The following is a 22,063-nucleotide window of genomic DNA, read 5'->3' as shown; positions in this document are numbered from 1 at the left end:
ACGAGTAACTCCAATCGCTATAGATCAGTGCCGCACCATTCTCTCGAAGCCACCTGAGCAAAGCCCTCTAAACCGGCACTCGCTACATTATTCGCTACAGTGCCAGCATCGACTCATGCTTTCTTCCTGGAAACTACGAACGGGTTCGCAGTTTCGTGTCGGGTGAGTTGGGGGTATGGGTAGCTCAGCACATCCTATTGAGTTGGGAAAGGTCATATTCAATCAGGTGCGAGAGAATTCGCTCCCAAGTAGGAGCAAGAATGGCGCGGATGCGCGAGGTCGTGACGAGTGGGGGTTTCAGCCAGTTCCGCCGCGCAAGCGAAATGCCGTTCAATCTCGTCTACGAAGCTCGACCGTGAGGGAGCGGGGTGAATTCGTAATCAGCAGGTCAACGGCTCAAGTCCGTTCGTCGGCTCCGGCCTTCTTATTCAATCAGCAGCGATATATTCGCTGACGAAGTCCTCTACAACGAAGCGATCCAGTTCCACTCCGCGCTGGTCTTCGACCATCCAAACGTGCGAAAGAAACGTGTCCTCGATCATGCGGTTGTATGGTCCAAGTTGCCCCATGGGCCTTGTATGGCCTTCTGTATCAATCCAGAAGATTCTGAGTGTTTGTCCGCTGTTATTCACCAGTTGAAGCTCGGCGGTCTCGTGGCTGGTTCCTGACAGAGCGAGCTTAGACACACTACGCGCACGAATAGCCTCAATCGCGGCAGGCCGCTCCATCCCGCTATAGATGTGCTGCAAGAGAGCGTACCCGCCTGGATCATATTGGCGTAACCCCTGCGGTCCCGGCTCTGGAAAGCGATTCGCTGCGCGAGCAAACTCACCGTGACCTCCGAAATACCACATCGAGAGCTGCGCCCAATACTCCTGCGGATTGGTCGCTGCGGCGGCTCCGCCCCAAAGCCCCGTGATGATGGCGTTCCGAAACTGAGCTTCGATGTGCTTCCTGATCTTCGCGTCGAAGCCATACTGCGCGATGCTCAAAGCAAACTCGTGCGTGCATCGATCCAGATCGCTGTCCGACGCCACCTCATTGCAGGCGCCGTAGATCCCCACGGGACTTTGGGGGCTCCTTGCTACACCTTCGGCATATTTTCCTACGTACTCTGGCAGAGAGGACATATTCTGCCCTGCACCGACGAGATGCAGCTCGACCCCTCGCTGCATTAGATTCTGCCGCGTAACGTCCGTCCTGGCGAGCATTCGCTGCACTCTGTCGCACGTAGCAAGCAGCGCTCGATCCTGCACTGCGGCCGCTCCGCGGATGAAGATGCCATTGCAGTTCACGAGCTTCGCATAGAAGCCAAATTGGGGAGAACTGAGTTGCTCAACAACCGGTTTGTCCTCGATGGCCTGCGCCTGAATCCATCGCTCTGTCCCGTCAAAGATCAGCATCAGGAACAGACCCACCCGCAATCGCCAATAAAGCTTCGGTCGTCGAGAAACCACCCGCATTTCGCCTCCACAGTGCAGCAGGCGTTCCCGATGATAACCCTGTCCCAAAACGGCACCCAGTAACACGAACGTTGTATATCGGGCGGCACAACCCAGGGCTAGCATCAACCGCGTAAATAGCCTCGATTGAAGGATGGCAAGGTTATGCCTATTTTTCGCCCCCCCTGTCAGATCGTCAATCGCTTCCTGAAACCTGCGTCGGAAACGGCGTGCTATCTCGTTTGCTCGCCAGGACGCGTAGCCGTTGGACGAAAGCCGAACTGAGAAGTCCCGGAGAGTCTCCCCTATGCCGAGCCGCAATAACAATCTCTTTCTCAGAAGTCTCTGTACGCTTGCAGTTCTTCTGCTCATTTCACCTGCCGCGTTTTCTCAACTGAATTCCAGCACTGCCAGCGTCTCTCTGACAGCAACCCTAGGCGAAAGCCTGACGATCTCCGCAACTCCCAGCGCTGTCAACTTTGCCCTCGTCGCGGGCGGAATAGCCGCAGGCAGCTCACCAGTTGCCATTACGACCACATGGGTCCTTGGTTCCGGCCGGGCGAATGTTGTACTGGATGCTTATTTTTCCAGCACATCGGCTGCACTTACCTTTGCTGGGCCTCCTGTCTCGAATATCCCTACATCCGCGGTACTTGGACAGGTCACAACAGGAACTCCGACTGCCTTCACTTCGTTCACGCAGACTGCAGCCCTCGGTACGGCAGGAGCTGGCCTGACTCTCTTCACCCAGTCGCTCAGCTCAGCCAATCGCGCCTCGTCGCGGACCGATAACCTCAACCTGGAGATCAACCTCGCGTCGTTACCGCAGCTTCCGTCGGCAACATACACAGGCACGCTAACCCTTCAGGCGCAGGCCCTCTAGCGAGGGTTGCGTCAGCAGGATTATCCGTCTTCCGGATGGTTCAAGGAGGTGTGCTTATGCTTCTACGGCTTATTCCCGCCGTCTTGTTGCTCAGCGGAAGTCTGCTTGCACAGAGCGTTCAACCGGTCATCGTGGAATACAAGGGCAAGGCCGATGGCAAAGTGGCGCTGACCAACAACACCACCTCGCCCATGGTCGTGGTGCTGGAGCCAAAAAGCTTCAGCATCACGCCAGAGGGCAAAGGAATCTTTCGCGACCTCGACAGCAACATCCACGTGGATCTGTCTTCGATGAGTGTGCGTCTGCAGCCCAAACAGACGTACTACGTCTTCTACAAGGCAACGGCAGACAAGCTGCCGGCCTGGTTCACCTTGTATGCGACGTTCTCTTCGCCGCAGCATAGCGATGGTCTGGACGTACGCCTGATGCTTCCTCACACCGTCTACCTCTACCAGAAGCAACCCATGGTCGAGTCCGGCGTCCAGGTGAAAGAACTCTCGTACAACATTGAGACGCGAAGACTGACTTGTGAGATCGAGAACGACAGTGCCGCTCTCACGCGAGTCCAGTCGGTTCGCGCCACGGGCGACCATGCCTCCGGAGAACTTTCCGGCTTTCCGCTGCTGCCCGGAGGGTCCAGACACATCGAGATGGACTGGAAAGAGAGCGTCCCACCAACCCAGATCGATTTCCGGTTTGAGCACTTCAACTTGAAGCGTCCCGTCGTCGCGTCGTTGAACTAATGAACCTCGCGAAACACATCGAGGCGAGACTGAGGTTCGCGGTCGCCATATTCATCATGGCGACCGCCGAAACCTGCCTTCGGGCGCAGGTCGTCGAACTGAGCGGTGGCACCTCAACGCTCTATCAGTCGCAGGGGGGCACGGTGACGGTTCACGGAAAAGGCTACAGCGCCGCAGCCGGTGCTGGAATGATCAACGGCCAGTTCTACAGCGGAGCGCAGTTCGTAAAGAGCACGGAACGAGCATCTTTCATTCTGGGCACCGACACCATCCCCTTCGATCTGCCAACCGATGTCTTCGAAGGCGGGCACTACCTCACTGCAGTGGGCCTCGGCATGCGCACCAAAGTGGACAGCGCAGGCGTTTACACCTTCGTAGGAGAGACCTCGACAAACTTCAACAGCCCTTTCTTCGCCGGTACAAAGGCCGAGACCCCCGCCGCCATTCTCTTTGCGACAGGCAAAGTCGCCCCGCAGTGGACCGCATCGACCCGCATCATCATCTCTCCGCTGGTCACCATCATTCATAGCTTTGCCTACGATTCAGAAGACGGAGTGAAATTCGCCATATCAGGAGGCGTGGGCTCCGGCCAACTCTACCTTGCATCGAGCCTGGCGATCACCCACCCGCTCTACGACCTGAAGGCCGCGTACATCGAGTCAGGAGGTAAGTTTCGCAGGGCGAATGTCGCCGTCCCGCTCACGGCCGAACCCGACAGAGACAATGTGCTCCTCACCATTCGGCCAGCGAAGTGGATGAGCCTCAGCGCAGGCCGCCAGAACTATCTCACTCCCGTCTATCAGTCGCCGAATAATGTACGCAGCTCAGTGAACCAGGCCTCGGGGAATCTGGAGGTTGCGGGGTTTGGACTGTCGGCGATGATCTTCCAATCGACATACAACAACACCGGCAATGTAGCGACGGCCTACTCAGCAGGCCGCGCCATAGGCTCACGAGTCCATGCCCAGGCCACCTATCTGACGAGCAAGTCAGACAACTCACAGAAGACCGACTCGCTCATCACCAACCTTCAAGAGACACTCACGCCTCGCTGGAGCATCTCGCAGATGGTCAATACTTCAGACGGGCACAACACATTCGGCTTCGGAGGTTCGTTCCTCTCCAACTTCGCAACGCTCAGCGCGGACTACCAGACCTACTACGTGCCCGCGAGGATCGACGCGCCGTTTGAAGAGGCCCTCATCGTGAACGCTCAGATTCATCTCTTCGGCAGGCTGACACTCAACGGAGGCACCTTCGTCGGGCCAGATGGCCGCCTGCTCTACACAACGGAGGCAGAGGGCACGGTATCACGTGAAGTAGGAGCTACGTCCGGCGCACTGGAACATCACGTCATCGGCGGCATGGTGATTCGCGGCAGAGTTCTCGACTCTTCTGGACAGCCGGTGATGGGGGCAGCGTTGCTGATCGATCAGCTGCCCGTGTACACCGACTCTCGCGGGTACTTCTACGTGCGGGAGCGCAAACCGCACGAACATCCTCTTACTGTGCTGGTCGATCAGTTTCTAGGTGGCGGCCTGTATCGTGTCGTCTCAGCGCCGTCTGAAGTAAAGAGTAATACGAGCGATCAGGCCGAAACTGTCATCCTGGTCGAGCGAATCACATCGGCGAGGCGCTAAAGCGGTGGCACAATACTGGCGAATCGCGTTGCTGAGTTCCGCACTGCTGGTGCTTCCTGCCCCGGCCCAGGTGACGCGCGTCAGCGCTGTGAAGCCACGCCCACTCTTCACCGGCTTGCTTTCGCTCTCCGCCTCACCCTCAGCTGTGAACTTTTCACTCGTGTCGGGTGGAGTGGCACAAGGTTCAAGTCCCATTGCCGTGTCGACCTCATGGTTCATTGCCTTTAACTCCACCGTCAATGTCTACGCTTACTTCACAAGCTCCACAGCAGCGCTCTCCGGTAGTTCGCCGGTCGTGAACATCCCATCCTCTAACGTTCTCGGCAAAGACACAACAGGAATTCCAACGAGCTTCACAGCCTTCACTCAGAGCAATCCGCTTGGCGGAGCAGGTGCCAGCCTCCAGCTCTCCACAACAAGTGTCCCTCTTGGCATCTTTGGCAGCCATACAGACAACCTGAGCCTTGAGATCGACCTCACCAGTCTCCCCCAGCTTCCTGCAGCCACCTACACCGGAGTGCTCATGGTGCAGGCGCAGGCTTTTTGAGCGTGGCGCTACAGTGGGATTTTGCGCCAAGAATGCCTTGAGATCGCGTTTCCCCGGTGTTACTAATCATGAAACCATCGAATACCAACAGCCAACTGCCCGGTCTTCGTTCCGGTGCGTTTTTGGGGAGTCACTCTTGAAAAAGCCCAAAGACAGGTAACCAAACGCGCTCCGCCAACTTCTAATATTCAATCGTTGGGAGTGTTCTAGAAAGCCCCGAAATGGAGTTACCTGCGTGTTTGATATCACTCATTGCGGGCTACTAGTCGCTTTCCTAAATGCTATCTCGCAGTCGCGGACTCACTTACGCTCGGATTCCTCCGCCCATCCCATATTGTGTTGCCTCGTGTTGGCAAGTTGTTTGATTGCTCAACTCTCTGACAGAAGTCGACCGGCTGCGGCTTTTGGAGGTACTACCGATGAAACTAAAGTTCAGGAGCTTTCGCCCTTACTTGCTGGTTGCCCTCTCGGCACTCTTGCCAGGCTTTGCCAATGTTTCGCTGCAGGCGCAGACCGATACCGGCCGTGTGACCGGAGTCGTTGAGGACGCCACCGAGGCCATCATCCCCAGTGCGACCGTCACCGTAGAGAACACACAGACGGCAGCTACGCAAACCACCACGACCGATAGCGGCGGTAACTTCAACTTCTCCGCATTGCCGCGCGGCCTATACAAGATCACTGCCACGATGAGCGGATTCCAGACGACGATCCAAAACTTCGAGCTTCAGGTCTCCCAGACCCAGACCATCACCTTCAAATTGAACATCGGCGGCTCCAGCGAGACCGTCGAAGTCAGCAGTGCCGCACCGATTATCGACCTCGGCACCTCCTCCGTTGGCGAAGTCATCGCCGGCCGGCAGGTGACCGAGCTTCCGCTGAATGGACGTAACTTTACCCAGCTGGCCCTGCTGACTCCCGGCGTCACCCGCGGCAACTACGGCAACAGCGCCTCCGGTGTAAATGGCGACGCCGAAACCTTCCGCAACAGCTCCTCTGGTGGCGGCTCACTCTCCACCAACGGGCTCCGCCCTCAGGCCAACAACTTCCTCCTCGACGGCATCGACAACAACGAAGGCCTCGTTAATACCCTCGAATTCTTCCCCAACGTTGAAGCCACGGAAGAGTTCCGCGTAAACACCAGCACCGCCCCGGCCGAGTTCGGCCGCGCCGGCGGATCCATTGTTCAGACCTCCATCAAGTCTGGCTCGAACGCCTATCACGGATCAGCCTACTGGTTCGCCCGGTCCAGTCTCTTTGACGCCAGCCCCAACTACCAGTTCCTCGGTGCAGCGCCGACGCCCCCGCGTCCCTTCAAGCGCAACACCTTCGGTGGCACGCTTGGAGGTCCGGTGTATTGGCCCGGCAAGTTCAACTCGAACAAGGACAAGCTCTTCCTCTTCGGTGACTACTCCGGCGTGCGCGAAAGCACTCCGCTGAACCCCCAGATCGTCACGGTACCGACAGCACTGATGCGCCAGGGCAACTTCAGCGAACTACTCGGCACTGGTGCAACGCAGGCACCTTCCGTCTGCGGCATCCCAGGCGTGAAGACCGTTGTGGTCAACGGCGGCATCTACGATCCAACCACGTGCCAGCAGTTCGCAGGGAACATCATTCCGGCAGGCCGTCGCAACACAGCCGCCGTGAACTACCTCAACGCCTATCCGCTGCCGAACATTCCCGGTACGACGAACGGCGCCCAGAACAACTACCGCACCATTCGTGTTGACACGCGCCACACCAACACCATCGACGGCCGCCTCGACTACAACATCGGGAACAACGATCGTTTCTTCGCGCGCTTCAGCTATGACAACAGCAACTTTAGCCGCACCTCTGAGTTCCCGGCCCTGCCCGCTGGCTTCGCCTCCGGCGCCAACTACGTGCACGCTCGCGGTTATGCCCTGGGCGAAACCCACACCTTTGGCCCCAACGTCGTCAACGAGTTCCGCGCAGGCTATAACCGCTACACCTTCGCCAACGTGCCTGTCTTCACCAATGTGCCGATCTCGGCCAACCTCGGCATCGTGAACGCCAATCGCAACCCTCAGTTGGGCGGCGGAGCACTCATCGGCGGCAACGGCAGCCAGCTTGAGTACACTGGTGACTACGGCACCTACAAGGTGCCTGAGAACACCTATCAGATCAACGACGCAGTCACCTACAACTTCAAGAGCCATGTCTTTAAGTTCGGAGGCAACGTGATCCGTCGTGAGGTAGCCTACTTCCGTCCTATCGCCGGTAAAGGGTACTTCCAGTTGAGCAATGGCGACTTCACCGGCTACGACCCCTCCGAGGTACTCGCAGGCTTCGCCGACAACTATAGCATCGGGGCGCAGAGTGGCTTCTACGGCACACGCAACTACGAGGTGGGCATCTTCGGACAGGACGACTGGAAGGTCAGCCACCGTCTGACCCTGAACCTCGGCATCCGCTGGGACATCATCACCAATCCCTTTGAGATGCACAACCGGCAGGCCGCCCTTAATCCCAACAGCCCCAGCAACAACCCGACGGAGTTCATCGCCGGACAGAACGGGATAGGACGCTCCATCATCAACAACCGCTTCAACAGCTTGGCCCCGCGTATCGGCTTCGCCTACCAACTCGATGATAAGGGCAAGACCGTGCTACGTGGCGGCTACGGCATCTTCTATTTCCTCGACCGTGGCGGCATCGACAATCAGCTCGGACAGCAGGTGCCCTTTGGCGGCAGCACAGCCTACTTTGCCACAAAAGGCTATCGCATCGCCTTCACCGGCCAGAATGCGCTGAACGGATCGTTGAACAGCACGCAGGCTACCAATGCTTTGCCCCTGCCCACCACCTCGCAGCTCCCCGGGGCCAACGTCTTCGCGGTCAACCTGACGGAGAAGCTCCCCACCGTCCAGCAGTACGACCTTCAGATTCAGCGGGAGCTGACCACGAAGCTGGTAATGACCATCGGGTACGTCGGCAACATCTCCACGCACTTGGCCACGGGCTACAACTACAACAGCAAACCCTTCTCTACGTCGGCCACTACGCCTACGGCATTCCCGACGCTCGGCCAGGTGGTCTACCGTCTGAACGACGGCGTCAGCCACTACGACAGCCTGCAGGCACAGTTGAACTACCGCGCCTCCAAGGGCCTAACGATGACCAGCTCATACACGTGGGCGCACAACATCGACAATAGTAATGGCTACCTCGGCTTCTACGCCGTCAGCGATCTATACTTCTACGATCACCGTCTGAACAAGGGCAACAGCACCCTGGATCAGCGGCACGTCTTCGTTGCCAGCGCGCTGTATAACCTGCCGTTCGGCCGCGGCCAGAGGTTCGCCGGCGACGTAAGCCGCGGCGTCGACTACGTCATCGGCGGATGGCAGTTCAACACCATCGTGACTGCGGAGACGGGTACGCCCTTCAGCGTTACCTTCCCGGTCTACGGTGGCGGCACCAGTATCCGCGCCGACCTCACTGGAGTCCAGCCGATCTACTTCCACAGCATCTCCGGCTACTACCTGAACCCCGCCGCTTTCAGCAAGGTCGCTCCAGTAGGGCGCCAGGGGAACTCGGGACGTAACCAGTTCTTCGGCCCCGGAATAGCCAGCGGCGATCTCTCACTCTTCAAGACATTCAGCATCACCGAGCGTTTCAAGAGCGAGCTGCGTGCCGAGATCTTCAACTTAACCAACACGCCACAGTTCACCAACCCTGACGGCAACATCACGGATGGAAACTTCGGTCGTGTCACTGCAACGCGTCAGGCCTCTGAGCGTCAGATGCAGATGGCCATTCGCATACTCTTCTAAGAAGCCGGCTAACCGGCATGGGCGCCGCAGCAACAACAGCGGCGCCTTTCTCTTGTAACAATTTCGGAGCCCCTCAATTATGCTTCATCGCTTAACTACCACCGCTGCTGCCTCACTTCTCTTCTGCTGCCTGCTGCTCAACGCGCAGGCTCCGCGCATCGACAAGGTCGATCCACCCAACTGGTGGATCAACATGCCCGCTCCCATGCTGCTTGTAAACGGTGAGCATCTCTCTGGCGCGCGCTTCACCGTGGGCGGATTGCCGATCGAACACACGTCGATCTCGGAAAACGGGCACTGGGCCGAGCTATGGCTAAGCAAAGATGCAACAACCGCCGGCGAGATCACGCTCAAAGCGGAGAATCAACAGGGCAGGGCACAAGTGCCCTTCAAATTTGAAGCGCGCCGCACGACCGGCGACGGCAACGCTGGCTTCTCCTCACGCGACGTCATGTATCTCATCATGACCGACCGCTTCGCCGATGGAGACCACGCAAACGACGGTCCTGATGCAAAGGACTCCGCCGACAGTGCAGCCGCCAAAGCAGAACGCGCCAATCCTCGTGGCTGGCATGGAGGCGATCTGCGCGGCATCATCGATCACCTCGACTATCTCCAAACGCTCGGCATCACCACCATATGGATCACGCCCATCTATCAGAACCACAGCCCCGAGGCCTATCACGGCTATCACGCCACCGATATGTACGCCGTCGATGAGCACTACGGTTCGCTCGACGATCTGAAAGCCCTCAGCAAAGCCCTTCACGAACGCGGCATGAAGCTTGTGCTCGACACCGTGCCAAACCACGTCGGCCCACGCCATCCCTGGGTCGACGACTCACCCGAACCAACCTGGTTTCACGGCACCAGAGCCAACCATACCGCGGCCATCATGGACTTCCAGCCACTCACCAATCCATACGCTCCATGGCGCGACAAGCGAGACATCACCGAAGGCTGGTTCGCCAATGCTCTGCCCGACAACAACCAGGAAAATCCTTCCGTGGCAAAATACCTCATCCAGAACGCCATCTGGTGGACCGAAGAAGCGAGCCTCGATGGCCTGCGAATCGACACCTTCCCTTATGTCGGCCGCGAGTTCTGGAACCAGTTTCATTCCCAGCTCCACGCTCTCTATCCCAGCCTCACTGCCGTCGGCGAGGCCTCCAACCCCGATCCGCAGATCGTCTCCTCCTTCGCAGGCGGAGTCACCCGCATCGGCGTCGATACCGGCCTCTGGTCGCCGCTCGACTTCCCACTGCATTACGCCATCCGCAATGCCTTCACCGGCAGCACTTCCATGGAGGAGTTGGCGAAGGTATTGCGCCAGGACGCGCTCTATCCGCATCCCGAGCGCCTGACACCATTTATCGACAACCACGACCTCATTCGGTTTGCCAGCGAACCGGGTGGAAGCCTCGCAGCCAATAAACTCGCGATGGCTTTTCTGCTCACCGTGCGCGGTATGCCGCACTTGTATTCCGGCGATGAGATCTACATGCAGGGGTCCCAAGACCCCGACAATCGCCGCGACTTTCCAGGCGGCTTTCCCAACGACAAGAACGATGCATTTCAGTCATCCACACGCACCCCAACTCAAGCTGAAATGTTCGATTGGACGCGCAATCTCCTCTCGCTGCGTAAAAAAACTCCAGCGCTCCTCACCGGTAGCATGCAGATTCTTTACACGTCGTTTGATTCGATTGTTTACGTACGCACCGAGGAACCACAGCGTATCCTGATCGCAATTCACCGGGGTAAAGAAGGTACTGTCTTGCACGTAAGCGCCGCAGAGACCGACCTCGCCGGTCATCCAACAAGTTCACAACTCTTCGGTGAAGGGATGATTCACGCTGAGGCAGAGGGTATTGCGATTGAACTTTCTCCGAACGGAGTACTGATTTCATCAATGCACTAAGAAAGTGCGGATTGCTTGTATGAAATTTTGAAGGAGACAAGACGAAATAGCGGGCGAACAGTCGTTCGAACCTGAGTTTGAAGTGCGTTGTGTGATCCTGGCCTTCGTCCAGAAGTCTCAGCACCGTCGGGTTGTAGCCGCTACGGTTGTTTGGGGTGGTACGCGAAACAGCCACCGGGAGCAAATGACGCAATACGAACTCAGACTCCACCGGCTAGCGGAGGGTTCGTAAAGGGGCGGCCGCTGATCAGCGACCGCCCCGACGGCTTTTGGGGTTATCAGATCGGACAGCACACGCCAGCCGCCGATCACAACTCATTGGGGCTTTTGTACGTAACGCGTTCGATTTGGCGGAACGTCATTGGCGAACCAAAAACCGAGAGATCAAAAGCTCCCGTTCCGTCATTCCACAAGTCGCTGACAGGCTGGCAGCGCACCGAAAGATGTGCGGGAATCCTTTCGCTGGCCCGATCTTTGTCAACAGCTTAGGCAGACCACTCGACCTAGATGGCCTATACCAGCGCGTTATGAGAGAAGTGCTTCATAAAGCAGGTATCACTTGGAAGGGCTGGCATGGTTTCCGGCGCGGCTTGGCATCGAATCTGAATAGGCTAGGTGTAGATGATTCAATCATTCAAGGCATTCTGCGTCACAGCACAGTGGTGACAACCCAGAACCACTACATCAAGACGGTAAGCGCAGACTCCATAGCGGCAATGCGGCGGCCAGATCCTGGAGAAACGAGTCCAGAACTTCACGTTCTTCTGTCGTCATATTCAGATTCTTGCACTTTACAACTGAACTGTTAGTGAAAGAGTCAGGCCCCCATGTTGCCTTGGGAAGCCGCCACTGATCGGGCAAAGGTGGCGGAAGAGGAGGGATTCGAACCCCCGATACCCTTTCGAGTACGCCAGTTTTCAAGACTGGAGCCATCAACCACTCGGCCACTCTTCCTTATTTAGAGTCTAGTACGTCTCGAGGACCTCACGCAAAGCTGAAGTGTCTCGGTCACGTCTTTTCCGTTAGTCTTTCAAGCCAGCTTTGTATGTCAGATTCACGCCATCCTACGGCTCTCGCACCGAGCGAAACTTGTTTGGGAAAGGTGCCCCGCGCGATCTGAAGATAGATCGAGCTCCGCGACAAACCAGTGAGCTCGATAACAGTACGTAAACGGGGGATTCTTGATGCCATGCATGTCGCCTGCAGAGAGAGAGGAGAGAACCCAATGAACCCCAAAAAGCAGTTGCATATTGGTTGCACATTCGAGTGCCGAACTGCCAAATGGCACCCGAATACGAACACATACCATTACGCTAAGTGATTGATCCCGCGTTAAGGAACTCAGGCAAAGCGGTTTTCAAGACCGCCTGTTTCAACCACTCACACATCCCTCCGCGGGCTTCGCAAGGCGAGTGCTTCTGTTCACGGATAGCAGCAAACTGGTTGATCAAAGTGCAGCGCTTGGCGGCTTGCCTCGCCTTGGCGCCGTATGCCGTGTGTGTTAGCGCCGCTTCATCCCCAGCAGGCTGAGGAAGAAGCTGCCGAAGATGGCTTCGACTCCCAGCATGAAGCAGGTGGCCGAGGGCAACGTGAGCCTCAGCATGCGCTGCGGCGAGAGGTTGCCGAAGCTAGCGGCGTGCCAGACGTGCAGCGCGTAGCCGAAGATCCCTGCTCCCAGCAGCAGAAGGGCGCAGCCGAAGAGAAGGCCCTTTTCGAGATTTACGTACTGAAAGATACGCTCGAACTTCGGATTGGGAGGAAGGAAGCCCTCCTGCGTGCCGAAGACCTTGGCGCTGACGGCGAAGACGGAGATGTGCGCCCCGATGAGGACGAGGCCGAGCGCGTAGGTGAGGGTGTCGACGTCGAAGGTCCAGCGGCCGATGGTCTGCGGGCCGGGGATGAGCCACAGGGAGATCACGAGGCCGATGAAAAAGGTAACGATTCCGGGCAGAAGGAAGAGCCAGCGCGGGCTGTAGAGCAGAAGGAAGCGCAGGTGACGCCAGCCGTCGCGCCAGGTGCGGAGGTGTGGAGCGCGGGTGCGGCCGTCGGGCGAGAGCGTGGTGGGGACCTCGGTGATGCGAAGGCCGGCGAGTGAGGAGCGGACGACCATCTCGCTTGCGTACTCCATGCCGGTCGTGTGGAGGTCGAGGCCGACGATGGCGTCGCGGCGCATGGCGCGGATTCCGCAGTGAAAGTCGCCGACGGGGATACCGAAGAAGAGGCGGCCGATGAAGCTGAGGACTGGGTTGCCGAGGTACTTGTGCAGTGGCGGCATGGCTCCTGGCTTGATCTCGCCCTTGAAGCGGTTGCCCATGACGAGGTCGTGGCCTTCGTTGAGCTTGGCGAGGAAGCGCGGAAGATGGCCGAAGTCGTAGCTGGCGTCCGCGTCGGCCATGAGGACGTATTTGCCGCGTGCGTTGGCGATGCCGGTCATGAGCGCGGCGCCATAGCCGCGGATGGGGACGTCGATGACGCGGGCTCCCTCGGAGCGGGCGATCTGCTGGGAACCGTCGGTGCTTCCGTTGTCGGCGATGAGGACCTCGCCGTCAACATTGTTGTCGCGCAGCGCAGCGACGGCTTGGCGGACGCAGAACGCGAGGGTCTCTGCCTCGTTGAGGCAGGGCATCAGGATGGTGACGGTGAGATCGCTCATAGGGTCTTCAGCGGCCAGCGACAGCCGTGGGTTGCTCGGCGGCCTGGGTATCGAGGTTGAGGGGAAGGGCGTAATAGGGCGTGTTGCCCAGCTCGCGCCAACCGGCGGTGAGGGGTGTGGCTCCCGTCATGGTGCCGGGGTCGAAGTAGCCGATGAGAACTTTGGCTCCCTGTTGGCGGAGGGTCTCGATGGCCTGGTCACGGTTGGGGACAGCCGCCAGCGAGGCGTAGAGATGCGGTTCGGGCTGGTAGATCTCGGTGAGGATACGGACGCCGGCGAGGCGGGCCCAGTAGATGTCGTACATGCAGGCTCGGGTTCCGATGCAGGCGATGGCGTCTCCGGAGCCGACGCCGAGGGCGTTGAGGCCGCGGGCGGCGCCGAAGATGTCGGGGTCGTACCATCCGCCGGGCGATTTGGCTCCGGAGAGGTGACGGCGGAAGTCGAGCACGATGCGTGTGGATTCACCAACAGCCGTCAGCGCTGTGAGCAGGGCGAGGGCGGCGACGGTGCCCGAGAGCGCAGGACCACGTTCGGAGCGGGCGGGCCGCAACGAGGCGAAGAGGGGAAGCGCAACGGCGAGGTAGCCGACGGTCACGTAGCGCTCCTCGACGTTGACCATGCCGTAGATGACCCAGACGGCGATCCCGAGGGCGAGCGGCACAATCCAGAATCCGTTCCCGGAGAGGCGGCGGCAGAGGTCGGGGCGGGCCCCCAGCAGCAGGAGCACCGCGAAGACGGCGAGCAGCTCGGGATGGTTGAGCAGGTAGCGGACCGTGAGCTCTGTGTTGCGCGTGACGGAGCGCAGTTCGCCGCGGGGGTTGAAACGGGTCTTGATCTGGTCATTCCAGTAGGTGGTGTCGAACCAGTCGGGGTAGGTCCCCCAGGGCATCTGCTTGTAGCTGAGGACGAGGGGCGAGGTCATCAGCACCTTTTCCGGATGCTTGAGATGCACCTCAGCCGAGCCATAGAGCTGGGGCTGACCGTTCTGGAGGTGCATCTTCTCGGTTCCGCCGACGTACCAGGCGTAGTTGAGCGTTCCGGAGTCTCCGAAGTCGAAGCGGCCCTTCTGGTGGGAGAGCGCGGCGACGTAGGGTCCAGCCACAATGCCGAAGCAAACGAAGGCCAGAGCTCCAGCGGCCGCGGCCCGTACGGGAGAGTGACGCTGCCAGAGCGCGCGGAAGACGAAGAGAGCCAGGATGGCAAGCAGGCTGAAGAAAAAGGCGAAGGACTTGGTGAGGTAGGCGAGTCCGAACGCGACGCCCATCAGTGCGGCATAGTGCAGGCGCTCCGTGGCGAGATGGCGTAGCAGGGCAGCGAGGCCGAAGAGCAGCAGCGCCTGCAGCAGCGCGTCGGGGCGGACTTTGCCCAGGCTCAGTTCACGCTGCGAGGCGACGACCAGCACCGCGAGGCCGAGGTAGCGCAGCGCATAGCGGTCTAGCAGGAAGGAGGCCTTGTTTGCGGGAGAGATTGCGGTGGCGCGGCGATCGCGCAGAAGGATGACGGCGTCAGTGAAAGCGACGACGGCGAGCATCTCGATCAGGAAGATGCCAAAGTTAATAAGGTAGTAGGCGTGGAGTTCGGTGTAGCGCGTGGTGTGGAAGAGGCGCTGCCCAAGGGCGAGTGTGGCGGGATAGAGCGGGTGCCAGTAGCCGTTGACGATGCCGGCCCACTGGTGCCCGCGCATAAGGTCGGCGATGTCCATGTACGCGACACCGTCGCCGTCGATCTGGTAGGGGTCCCAGAGCGCGTAGCCGAACGTGGCGAGTGCTACGAGCAGGCAATAGCAAGGCCAGAGGCGGCGCAGCCAGCTATGGAGTGGGGAGAGCTCCGGCTGAGATTCGGTCATGCGACGATGTGGACTCCTCGGTGAGGCTTTCTTCAATCATCGCAGATGAGAATCACGGCTGGGAGAAAAAGAGGCTGCCGCGTCATTCGGTTGACATCGCACTCTACGCGATCTGAGTCTGCTCGATGCCTGACAAGCCCCGCGACAGGTCTGTATACTCCTCAGCCGTATGGCGTTGATTGAAAACATCCTCTTTCCGGTGAACTTCTCGCCCTCCTGCGTTGCCATGGCTCCTTATGTCAAAAGAGGAGCGGCTATGTTTGGCGCCAAAGTGTCGCTGGTTCATGTCGTTGATCCTGCGAGCTACAACGGCCTCGAACTGTACTTACGGGCACCTGTCGAGATTGCAGAGGAGCATATGGAAGTTGGCAGGGAAAGACTCGATTCATTTCTCACCGCGGAGTTTCCCGTCGACCAGTGTCCGAGAATCCTGGCTTCAGGAGATGCAGCGACACAGATCGCGCAAGTTGCGAGAGAGGGCAAATTCGATGTCATCATCATGCCCACGCACGCCGGCCTTTTCAGACAAATGCTGCTCGGCTCAACGACAGCCAAAGTGCTCAATGACGCGGACTGCCCGGTCATGACGAGCAGGCATGCTCAGACGATTGCTCCAAGGCCTTTGGAACATCGGGAATGGGTGTGCGCGATTGGCCTGGGCCCCCATTCGGAAAAAATGCTTCGCTTTGCCAGCCGCGCAGCGGCGGAAGCGCGCAGCAAGCTCACGATTATTCATGCGGTGCAGGCTGGAAATCCGAACCTGCCGGTTCAACTGGATATTGAAGAGCAGGCAGACTCTGCCGAAAGGCAGCGGGCGAGCCGCCGCATAGCCGATCTTCAGCGGACTGTTGGCTCGGATGCTCCGGTTCGGATTGCAATCGGCTCCGTCAAGGAGGCCCTGCTTGAGGCCGCCCGGCAGTCGGATGCCGATGTGCTCATGATCGGAAGAAGCCCTCGGCCCGGTGCTCATGGCCGCATGCGGGACCTGACCTACGCCATGGTCCGCGACTCACCGTACCCAGTGCTCAGCGTTTGATGGTTGGCGACGATAAAACCGTAGCAAAGATGGGGCACCCAGATTATCGTTAGCGTCAGATGTGGGCCACCCCAGCCCTTGAAGGATATACTCAGCAGCGCTACACGATATTCTTCTCAACGCCGCGCCAAATCGCTGATTCCCTGGGTGCGCGGCATTTCGATTTGGTCAAATTTCGAATGGTGCAAAAAGGAGATGCTTATGGCGAAGATGCGTGCTGTGCAGGTTCCCAAGGCGGGTGGCGAGTGGGAGTTGGTGGAGCGGGAGATTCCGGAGCCGGGGCCGGGAAAGGTTCGGGTGAAGGTGCAGGCGTGCGGGATCTGCCACAGCGATTCGGTGACCAAGGAGGGGTTGTTTCCGGGGATCCAGTATCCGCGGGTGCCGGGGCACGAGATCGTCGGCGTCGTGGACAAGCTGGGCGAGGGCGCGAAGGGATGGAAGGTCGGGCAGCGTGTCGGCATCGGATGGCACGGCGGAAACTGCGGGTACTGCCATAACTGCCGGCGTGGAAACTTCTTCGCTTGCACGAATGACCTGCAGGCGACGGGCGTGAGTTTCGATGGGGGTTATGCGGAGTACGTGGTGGCGCCGGCGATAGGGCTGGCGGAGGTGCCGGAGGGATTGAGCGCCGTGGAGGCCGCTCCGTTGATGTGCGCGGGGGTGACGACGTTCAATTGCCTGAGGAATGCGGGCGCTCGGCCGGGCGATGTGGTTGCGGTGCTGGGGCTGGGCGGACTGGGACATCTGGGCGTGCAGTATGCAGCGAAGATGGGGTTCAGGACGGTGGCGATTGCGCGCGGCGTGGACAAGGCCGAGCTGGCGAAGAAGCTGGGCGCGAACGTGTATGTCGATAGCCAGACGCAGGACCCGTCGGCGGAGCTGCAGAAACTGGGGGGAGCGAAGGTTGTGCTCGCCACGGTTACAGATGCAGGTGCGATGGCGGCGGCGATGGGCGGGCTGGGGGTGAAGGGGACGTTCATGCTTGTGGGCGCGGTGCCGAAGGTGGAGGTGCCGGCGATCCAGATGCTCCTCAACTCGCAGAACGTTCATGGGTGGTACTCGGGGACGTCGATCGACTCGGAGGATACGCTGAACTTCAGCGTGCTCGAGGGAGTGCGCTCGATGAACGAGGTCTACAAGTTTGCTCAGTACAAGGAGGCGTACGACCGGATGATGAGCGGGAAGGCCCGGTTCCGGGTGGTGATGACGATGGAGTGAGGTCCCCCCTCCCCTGCGTTTTTGTGCAAAATCTTCATTCTGGACAACTTAGGCTTGGACTTCGGGGCTAAAGTATTGATTTTTCATGATGTGTGGCTCTAAAGTCTTGAGGACAAAGAAGATGGCCCCGGAGAGCTTTCCGGGGTCATCTGGTTTTCTACTTACTTTTTAAGTATAGCGGGTGGAGGGGAATGAATCGGCAACCGAGATCGCTTTTGTTTTGATGGAGTTGTGCGGTTTTGGGGCTTGACAGCGTGTTTTGCTGGGGTTTTGGGGCAGATATTTTGTGGATGAAGGAGCGACGGTTCGAAACCGCCAGACATGGGGCACCGCTATCGTGGTTCGGTCAGATTTGGCCCACCCGTCCCAGGCAGGCGAGTTTGCAGGAGATTTTGGAGCCGGATCTTTGTGGCAGGCCAGTCGTTCATCGTAAAGGAGTAATTCACAGTGTCGCGAACGAAGCCATCACGCATCACCGTGTGGCAGCGCAGGACTCCGTCGCGGACAGCGCCGAGCCGTTCCATGGCACGTTGCGATCGTACATTTCTTGCATCCGTATTCAGTTCGACTCTGTTTGCCAGAAGCGTTTCAAAAGCGTGATTGAGCATTAAATACTTTGCCGCTGTGTTGATGTGTGTCCGCCGGTAAGCTGCTCCCAGCCAGGTCTTTCCCAGTTCGAGCCTCTTATGTTCTGGCACGACCCGGTAAAAGCTCGTTGTACCGACTGCGGACTGACTCGCTTCATCGATGATTGCGAAGTTCATCTCCGCGCCGCGCTCATTGGCATCCATAGCGGTTCCTATCCAAGCCTGCAATTCGTCTTTCGATGCAAGGTGTGCAAAGGTCATGTACCGCCAGATATCCTCCTCTGCAGACCAAACAGAAAGCTGTTCGAGATGTGAGTAGTCAACGGGAGTGAGACGAACAGAATAGCCTTCGAGAACCACTCGTTGCAGGGGCCATTGAAAGCGGCGGTCAGGAGGACTTTGTGTCGGCATGTTGACGGCATCCTTTGCTTTTATCAAGCGTGTTCTCGCGTCAACACCGATGGGAGTTGCGAGCTGTTCGCAATTGATATCGGCCAGCCTATGGTCTTCATATCGATATTAACCTCAGGATCACCCTCATGCCGACTGACAGGCGACAGAGAAAGCTGGCCCATGCGATTCGGCTGAAGATCAGTCCGATTGACGGGGGCAGGGGCGGAGGGGGTCGCGCATTCGCGCGAATGACCCACTCATGCGATGAGCTTTATGTATGGGCCACCCGCCCTCAGGAGGTATAGACTCGAATGACTACAGACTTGCGGGCGCTCGCCTGCGAGTTGCTCCAGACGCTGCAGTTCATCTGCGACTTCAGATCGATGACGCAAATCGACGACACAATCTGATGCGCCGTAACGGAACGGGAGGCATGTATGCGTTCGGAAGCCATTTTTCGCGCAAAAGAGACGATTGCGAATAGGTACCAGCTCTGCCAGATGGCATCGAAGACCACCCGCACGCTCCATATCCCATCGAGAAACACGCAGGAGACGATCAACAGCGCGTTTGCGAGGATTGCGGATTCGAAGGAGTCACCGGTTGGAGGTAAGGTGGCCTGATTCACTTCAGGCTACGGGAGCGTTGGAGAGGCAGTTCGAGCTTCGCTCGAATGATCCCACTCATGGTGCGGTGAGGCCGCGCCATGAATGGGCACCCGGCACCCGTCCTTTCGGCTCTCACCCAAAGATGCTATATCGGTGTTGCCGCACTCTCCCCTAACTTGGACCGAAGCAGGGTGTTCCAGTGCCCACAAAGGAGAATAGACATCCCATGGTAGATCAGGGTTTCGATGCCGGACCATCTTCAGTTTCAGATCCAACTCGCCAGGGTTGGGCTTCAAACGCCGCTAGATCAGCGTCTTCCACCTCTTCGGTGGGCCCTCAGAGTACGATCGGCAAATCACTGATCATCAAAGGGGAGATTAGCGGCTCAGGATCTGTCCTTATCGAAGGGAACGTGGAAGGCTCCATCGATCTACCGGGCGATCGCGTGACGGTGGGCCGAAACGGTCGAGTTTCCGCAAATATCTCAGCGCAGGATATCGTCGTTCTCGGCGAGCTGCTGGGCAACTGCAATGCAGGCGATCATCTCGATATTCGCAGTCAGGGTTCCTTATCGGGAGATGTCGTGGTATCGCGCATCTCCGTTGAGGACGGAGCCTATCTGACCGGAAGCATCGACATACGAAGAGAATCGGCGTTTGAGGCAGGAGAGCACGAGCCGATTGAGCCATCTCATGTGAATTGACCTTTGTATCGGGTTAGGGAATCACTCACGACTTAGGTAATGGTGCAGGTCGCGCTGTCGCGCGATGCCCGCATCTGGCGATGAGACCGCCAGATATGGGGCACCCGATGTGTCGTGGTTTGCTCAGATGTGGGCCACCCGTCCTTCAGGCTGCGGGAGCGTTGGAAAGGCAGTTCGAGCTGAAGCTCGAATGATCCCACTCATGCCGCGATGAGGCTGCGTCATGAATGGGGCACCCGGCGATCGTCAAATGCCTCAGGTTTTCAGTTTTGGAATGATTTGTTCTATGACTCGCTTCTGACCTTTGGGTGTTAGAGCTACTTCTCCTGCAGTGCTGGCGGCCCTAATCTCGTTCGTTGAAAGAAGTCTTGACAGTGCGACTGTGAAAGCTTTGGCGCCGCTATTTTTAGCCTGTTTGGCCAATTCGTCTCGGTTCAGTTTATGTGCAGTCGCATGATTGAGTAGTAAGAGAATTTCGACCGGGGCGCTCACTGTGTGGTCAAGAACGAGCGGGACCCCCTCTAATTCGTGGATTAGAGAATACTCAAGCTGAACAATCTGTGCGATGGTTTCCGCTATTACAGCCTTGTCTTTCTTCCAAGCGATGCGCAGGAATTCTGCAAATATCCATTTTGATACATGGACTGTGAGCATTGAATCCATGTAATCGGCTTTGTAGTGTGGTGAAATGTGTACCGAGCCCCGCGAAGATCGAAACTTGTAGACAAGTGAAATTGCTCGACAGATGAAGATGCGATCCGCATGGATTAACGCATGCGGTCGGAGTGCTTTTTCGTCTTCAATTTTTTCGCACAAGTCCTTCGGTAATTGGCTATGAGTGACTGTACCGGTATCGAGCTGATAGCAAGCTCTGGCAACAGCCTCACAAAGTCTGCCTCCGTCGAGTTCGGTAGGTTGCCAATCTCCGGCCAAATAGCGCTGTTGCATCTCGACGTAGCTCTCGACGATTGCTTCGGCAAAAGCGGGGTCAACATTTTTTTCTAGTTCTGCGATGAGCTGTTTCGACGTGAGCGGCATTAGGCCTTTTTCTTCTTGCGTGCGCCTCGGGGTTTCGGGGTATATCTATCGGGATTCCATTTATCTTCGATGTTGGAATCAAGGGTTTCACCAAGAAACTTGGTCGCTTCTTCCCGACCTGGCGCGGTGAGTTTTATGCTCTCTTCACCATCACTCGTGATTCCTATTCGCTTACCGAGCCATTTACTCACGTTCCCTGCTCGATCCCAGACCTTTGCCGACTTGAGCAGCTGTTTTACTTCGGCTTCTCGAGTTGAGGTTCGCCCTTCAATTTCACGTGCGTACAAGGCCAAATAAGTTAGCCGCTTTGCAAAGTCAGAAAAATTAATCGCCTTAAGACGATTGTCGATCAACTCCAACGAGTCGCCTTTTATGGACAGAATCCTCGCAATACGGTCCTTTTCACCGTTTGGCTGCCCGGTTGGGGGACTGACGGGAGGTAAATCGTGAACTATATCAGCATCTTGCTGCGCAGCGGTCCCATTTGCGGGCAGTGTTCTGCTGTCAAGGTACTCAGGGTCTCTAGCAATTTGTCGATTTGAAGAGCTAACTTTTTGGGTAGCAGCCCTATGAGCAAAAAAACCGCCTAGAACTTCGCCGAGTCCATTTATGGCGATATCGCTCAGGTTGGCGCTGAATTCTCGGTTATTTCTGTCTTCCCGATAGTTCAATGTATTCGAGCCTTGCGCCAAGGGTGAAACTGGTCGCGCGCCGTCTGCGCTTACACCAATTCGTGTTCCGCACTCAACACAAGCAACTGAATCGGGCTCGAGAACAGCCTGACAGCTCATGCATCGCGCCTGACTTCCGCAGAACTTACAGAAAAAACCGCGGGCAGATAACTCTTTAGTACAAGTCGGACAAGTCATATGTTTGTTGGATTACGAATATCAAAATACACCCAAAGGCTATGAGTAACTACAGGTTTCTTGATTCGCTGCTGATGAGATTTGTCTAGATTGGACAAATACTGCTTGATTTATAGCTGGCGGGGAAGAAAAGACC

At 57.8% G+C, this 22,063-nt stretch carries 18 protein-coding genes and 1 tRNA gene; 10 read left to right on the top strand and 9 right to left on the bottom strand.

Annotation, left to right across the window (positions count from 1 at the left end; translation table 11 throughout):
• Positions 1-428 precede the first annotated feature (428 nt).
• Positions 429-1,457, bottom strand: a complete 1,029-nt coding sequence (locus tag OHL16_RS08650; RefSeq protein ID WP_263366711.1) for a VHL beta domain-containing protein — start codon at positions 1,455-1,457, stop codon at positions 429-431.
• A 292-nt stretch (positions 1,458-1,749) separates the two neighbouring features.
• On the opposite strand from OHL16_RS08650, the gene OHL16_RS08645 reads away from it, so the two are divergent.
• The 7 genes from OHL16_RS08645 to OHL16_RS20285 all read left to right on the top strand — a co-directional run bounded on the left by OHL16_RS08645 (position 1,750) and on the right by OHL16_RS20285 (position 11,785).
• Positions 1,750-2,325, top strand: a complete 576-nt coding sequence (locus OHL16_RS08645) for a hypothetical protein (RefSeq protein WP_263366710.1) — start codon at positions 1,750-1,752, stop codon at positions 2,323-2,325.
• Positions 2,326-2,381: 56 nt separating this feature from the next.
• On the top strand, positions 2,382-3,068 hold the full coding sequence (locus tag OHL16_RS08640) for a hypothetical protein (RefSeq protein WP_263366709.1): 687 nt from the start codon (positions 2,382-2,384) through the stop codon (positions 3,066-3,068).
• On the top strand, positions 3,068-4,708 hold the full coding sequence (locus OHL16_RS08635; RefSeq protein WP_263366708.1) for a carboxypeptidase-like regulatory domain-containing protein: 1,641 nt from the start codon (positions 3,068-3,070) through the stop codon (positions 4,706-4,708). Before OHL16_RS08640 ends, OHL16_RS08635 begins: the two co-directional genes overlap by 1 nt.
• Positions 4,709-4,736: 28 nt before the next feature.
• A complete protein-coding gene (locus tag OHL16_RS08630; RefSeq protein ID WP_263366707.1) occupies positions 4,737-5,255 on the top strand; it encodes a hypothetical protein in 519 nt (172 codons plus the stop codon).
• Between the two features lie 419 nt (positions 5,256-5,674).
• Complete coding sequence (locus OHL16_RS08625) at positions 5,675-9,055, top strand: TonB-dependent receptor (RefSeq protein WP_263366706.1); 3,381 nt, start codon at positions 5,675-5,677, stop codon at positions 9,053-9,055.
• Positions 9,056-9,134: 79 nt separating this feature from the next.
• The gene (locus tag OHL16_RS08620; RefSeq protein ID WP_263366705.1) at positions 9,135-10,976 is read left to right on the top strand and encodes an alpha-amylase family glycosyl hydrolase; all 1,842 of its coding nucleotides are present in this window, start codon (positions 9,135-9,137) and stop codon (positions 10,974-10,976) included.
• 269 nt (positions 10,977-11,245) lie between these two features.
• Positions 11,246-11,785, top strand: coding sequence for a tyrosine-type recombinase/integrase (locus OHL16_RS20285; protein ID WP_396127165.1), 540 nt, complete (start codon positions 11,246-11,248; stop codon positions 11,783-11,785).
• Positions 11,786-11,840: 55 nt separating this feature from the next.
• Here OHL16_RS20285 and OHL16_RS08615 read toward each other — a convergent pair.
• The 4 genes from OHL16_RS08615 to OHL16_RS08600 all read right to left on the bottom strand — a co-directional run bounded on the left by OHL16_RS08615 (position 11,841) and on the right by OHL16_RS08600 (position 15,475).
• Positions 11,841-11,930 (bottom strand) — tRNA-Ser (locus OHL16_RS08615).
• A gap of 54 nt (positions 11,931-11,984) precedes the next feature.
• The gene (locus OHL16_RS08610) at positions 11,985-12,167 is read right to left on the bottom strand and encodes a helix-turn-helix transcriptional regulator (RefSeq protein WP_263366704.1); all 183 of its coding nucleotides are present in this window, start codon (positions 12,165-12,167) and stop codon (positions 11,985-11,987) included.
• 310 nt (positions 12,168-12,477) lie between these two features.
• Positions 12,478-13,629, bottom strand: coding sequence for a glycosyltransferase family 2 protein (locus tag OHL16_RS08605; protein WP_263366703.1), 1,152 nt, complete (start codon positions 13,627-13,629; stop codon positions 12,478-12,480).
• Positions 13,630-13,636: 7 nt separating this feature from the next.
• On the bottom strand, positions 13,637-15,475 hold the full coding sequence (locus tag OHL16_RS08600; protein ID WP_263366702.1) for a hypothetical protein: 1,839 nt from the start codon (positions 15,473-15,475) through the stop codon (positions 13,637-13,639).
• A 169-nt stretch (positions 15,476-15,644) separates the two neighbouring features.
• Here OHL16_RS08600 and OHL16_RS08595 point away from each other — a divergent pair, with 169 nt between their 5' ends.
• Both OHL16_RS08595 and OHL16_RS08590 read left to right on the top strand, forming a co-directional pair.
• Positions 15,645-16,511, top strand: a complete 867-nt coding sequence (locus tag OHL16_RS08595) for a universal stress protein (RefSeq protein WP_263366701.1) — start codon at positions 15,645-15,647, stop codon at positions 16,509-16,511.
• A 201-nt stretch (positions 16,512-16,712) separates the two neighbouring features.
• On the top strand, positions 16,713-17,729 hold the full coding sequence (locus OHL16_RS08590) for an alcohol dehydrogenase (RefSeq protein ID WP_263366700.1): 1,017 nt from the start codon (positions 16,713-16,715) through the stop codon (positions 17,727-17,729).
• 332 nt (positions 17,730-18,061) lie between these two features.
• Here OHL16_RS08590 and OHL16_RS08585 read toward each other — a convergent pair whose 3' ends face one another.
• Complete coding sequence (locus OHL16_RS08585) at positions 18,062-18,727, bottom strand: GNAT family N-acetyltransferase (RefSeq protein ID WP_263366699.1); 666 nt, start codon at positions 18,725-18,727, stop codon at positions 18,062-18,064.
• 274 nt (positions 18,728-19,001) lie between these two features.
• On the bottom strand, positions 19,002-19,337 hold the full coding sequence (locus OHL16_RS08580; protein ID WP_263366698.1) for a hypothetical protein: 336 nt from the start codon (positions 19,335-19,337) through the stop codon (positions 19,002-19,004).
• 206 nt (positions 19,338-19,543) lie between these two features.
• On the opposite strand from OHL16_RS08580, the gene OHL16_RS08575 reads away from it, so the two are divergent.
• A complete protein-coding gene (locus tag OHL16_RS08575; protein ID WP_263366697.1) occupies positions 19,544-20,020 on the top strand; it encodes a bactofilin family protein in 477 nt (158 codons plus the stop codon).
• Between the two features lie 255 nt (positions 20,021-20,275).
• Here OHL16_RS08575 and OHL16_RS08570 read toward each other — a convergent pair whose 3' ends face one another.
• Together OHL16_RS08570 and OHL16_RS08565 are read right to left on the bottom strand one after the other, a co-directional pair.
• Positions 20,276-21,058, bottom strand: coding sequence for a hypothetical protein (locus OHL16_RS08570; RefSeq protein ID WP_263366696.1), 783 nt, complete (start codon positions 21,056-21,058; stop codon positions 20,276-20,278).
• Positions 21,058-21,849 (bottom strand): hypothetical protein, encoded by a 792-nt coding sequence (locus tag OHL16_RS08565; RefSeq protein ID WP_263366695.1) that lies wholly within the window; start codon positions 21,847-21,849, stop codon positions 21,058-21,060. Before OHL16_RS08565 ends, OHL16_RS08570 begins: the two co-directional genes overlap by 1 nt.
• Positions 21,850-22,063: the final 214 nt, after the last annotated feature.

Source organism: Edaphobacter bradus (assembly GCF_025685645.1).
Lineage (GTDB): Bacteria > Acidobacteriota > Terriglobia > Terriglobales > Acidobacteriaceae > Edaphobacter > Edaphobacter bradus.
This window is presented reverse-complemented; position numbering and strand designations above follow the sequence as displayed.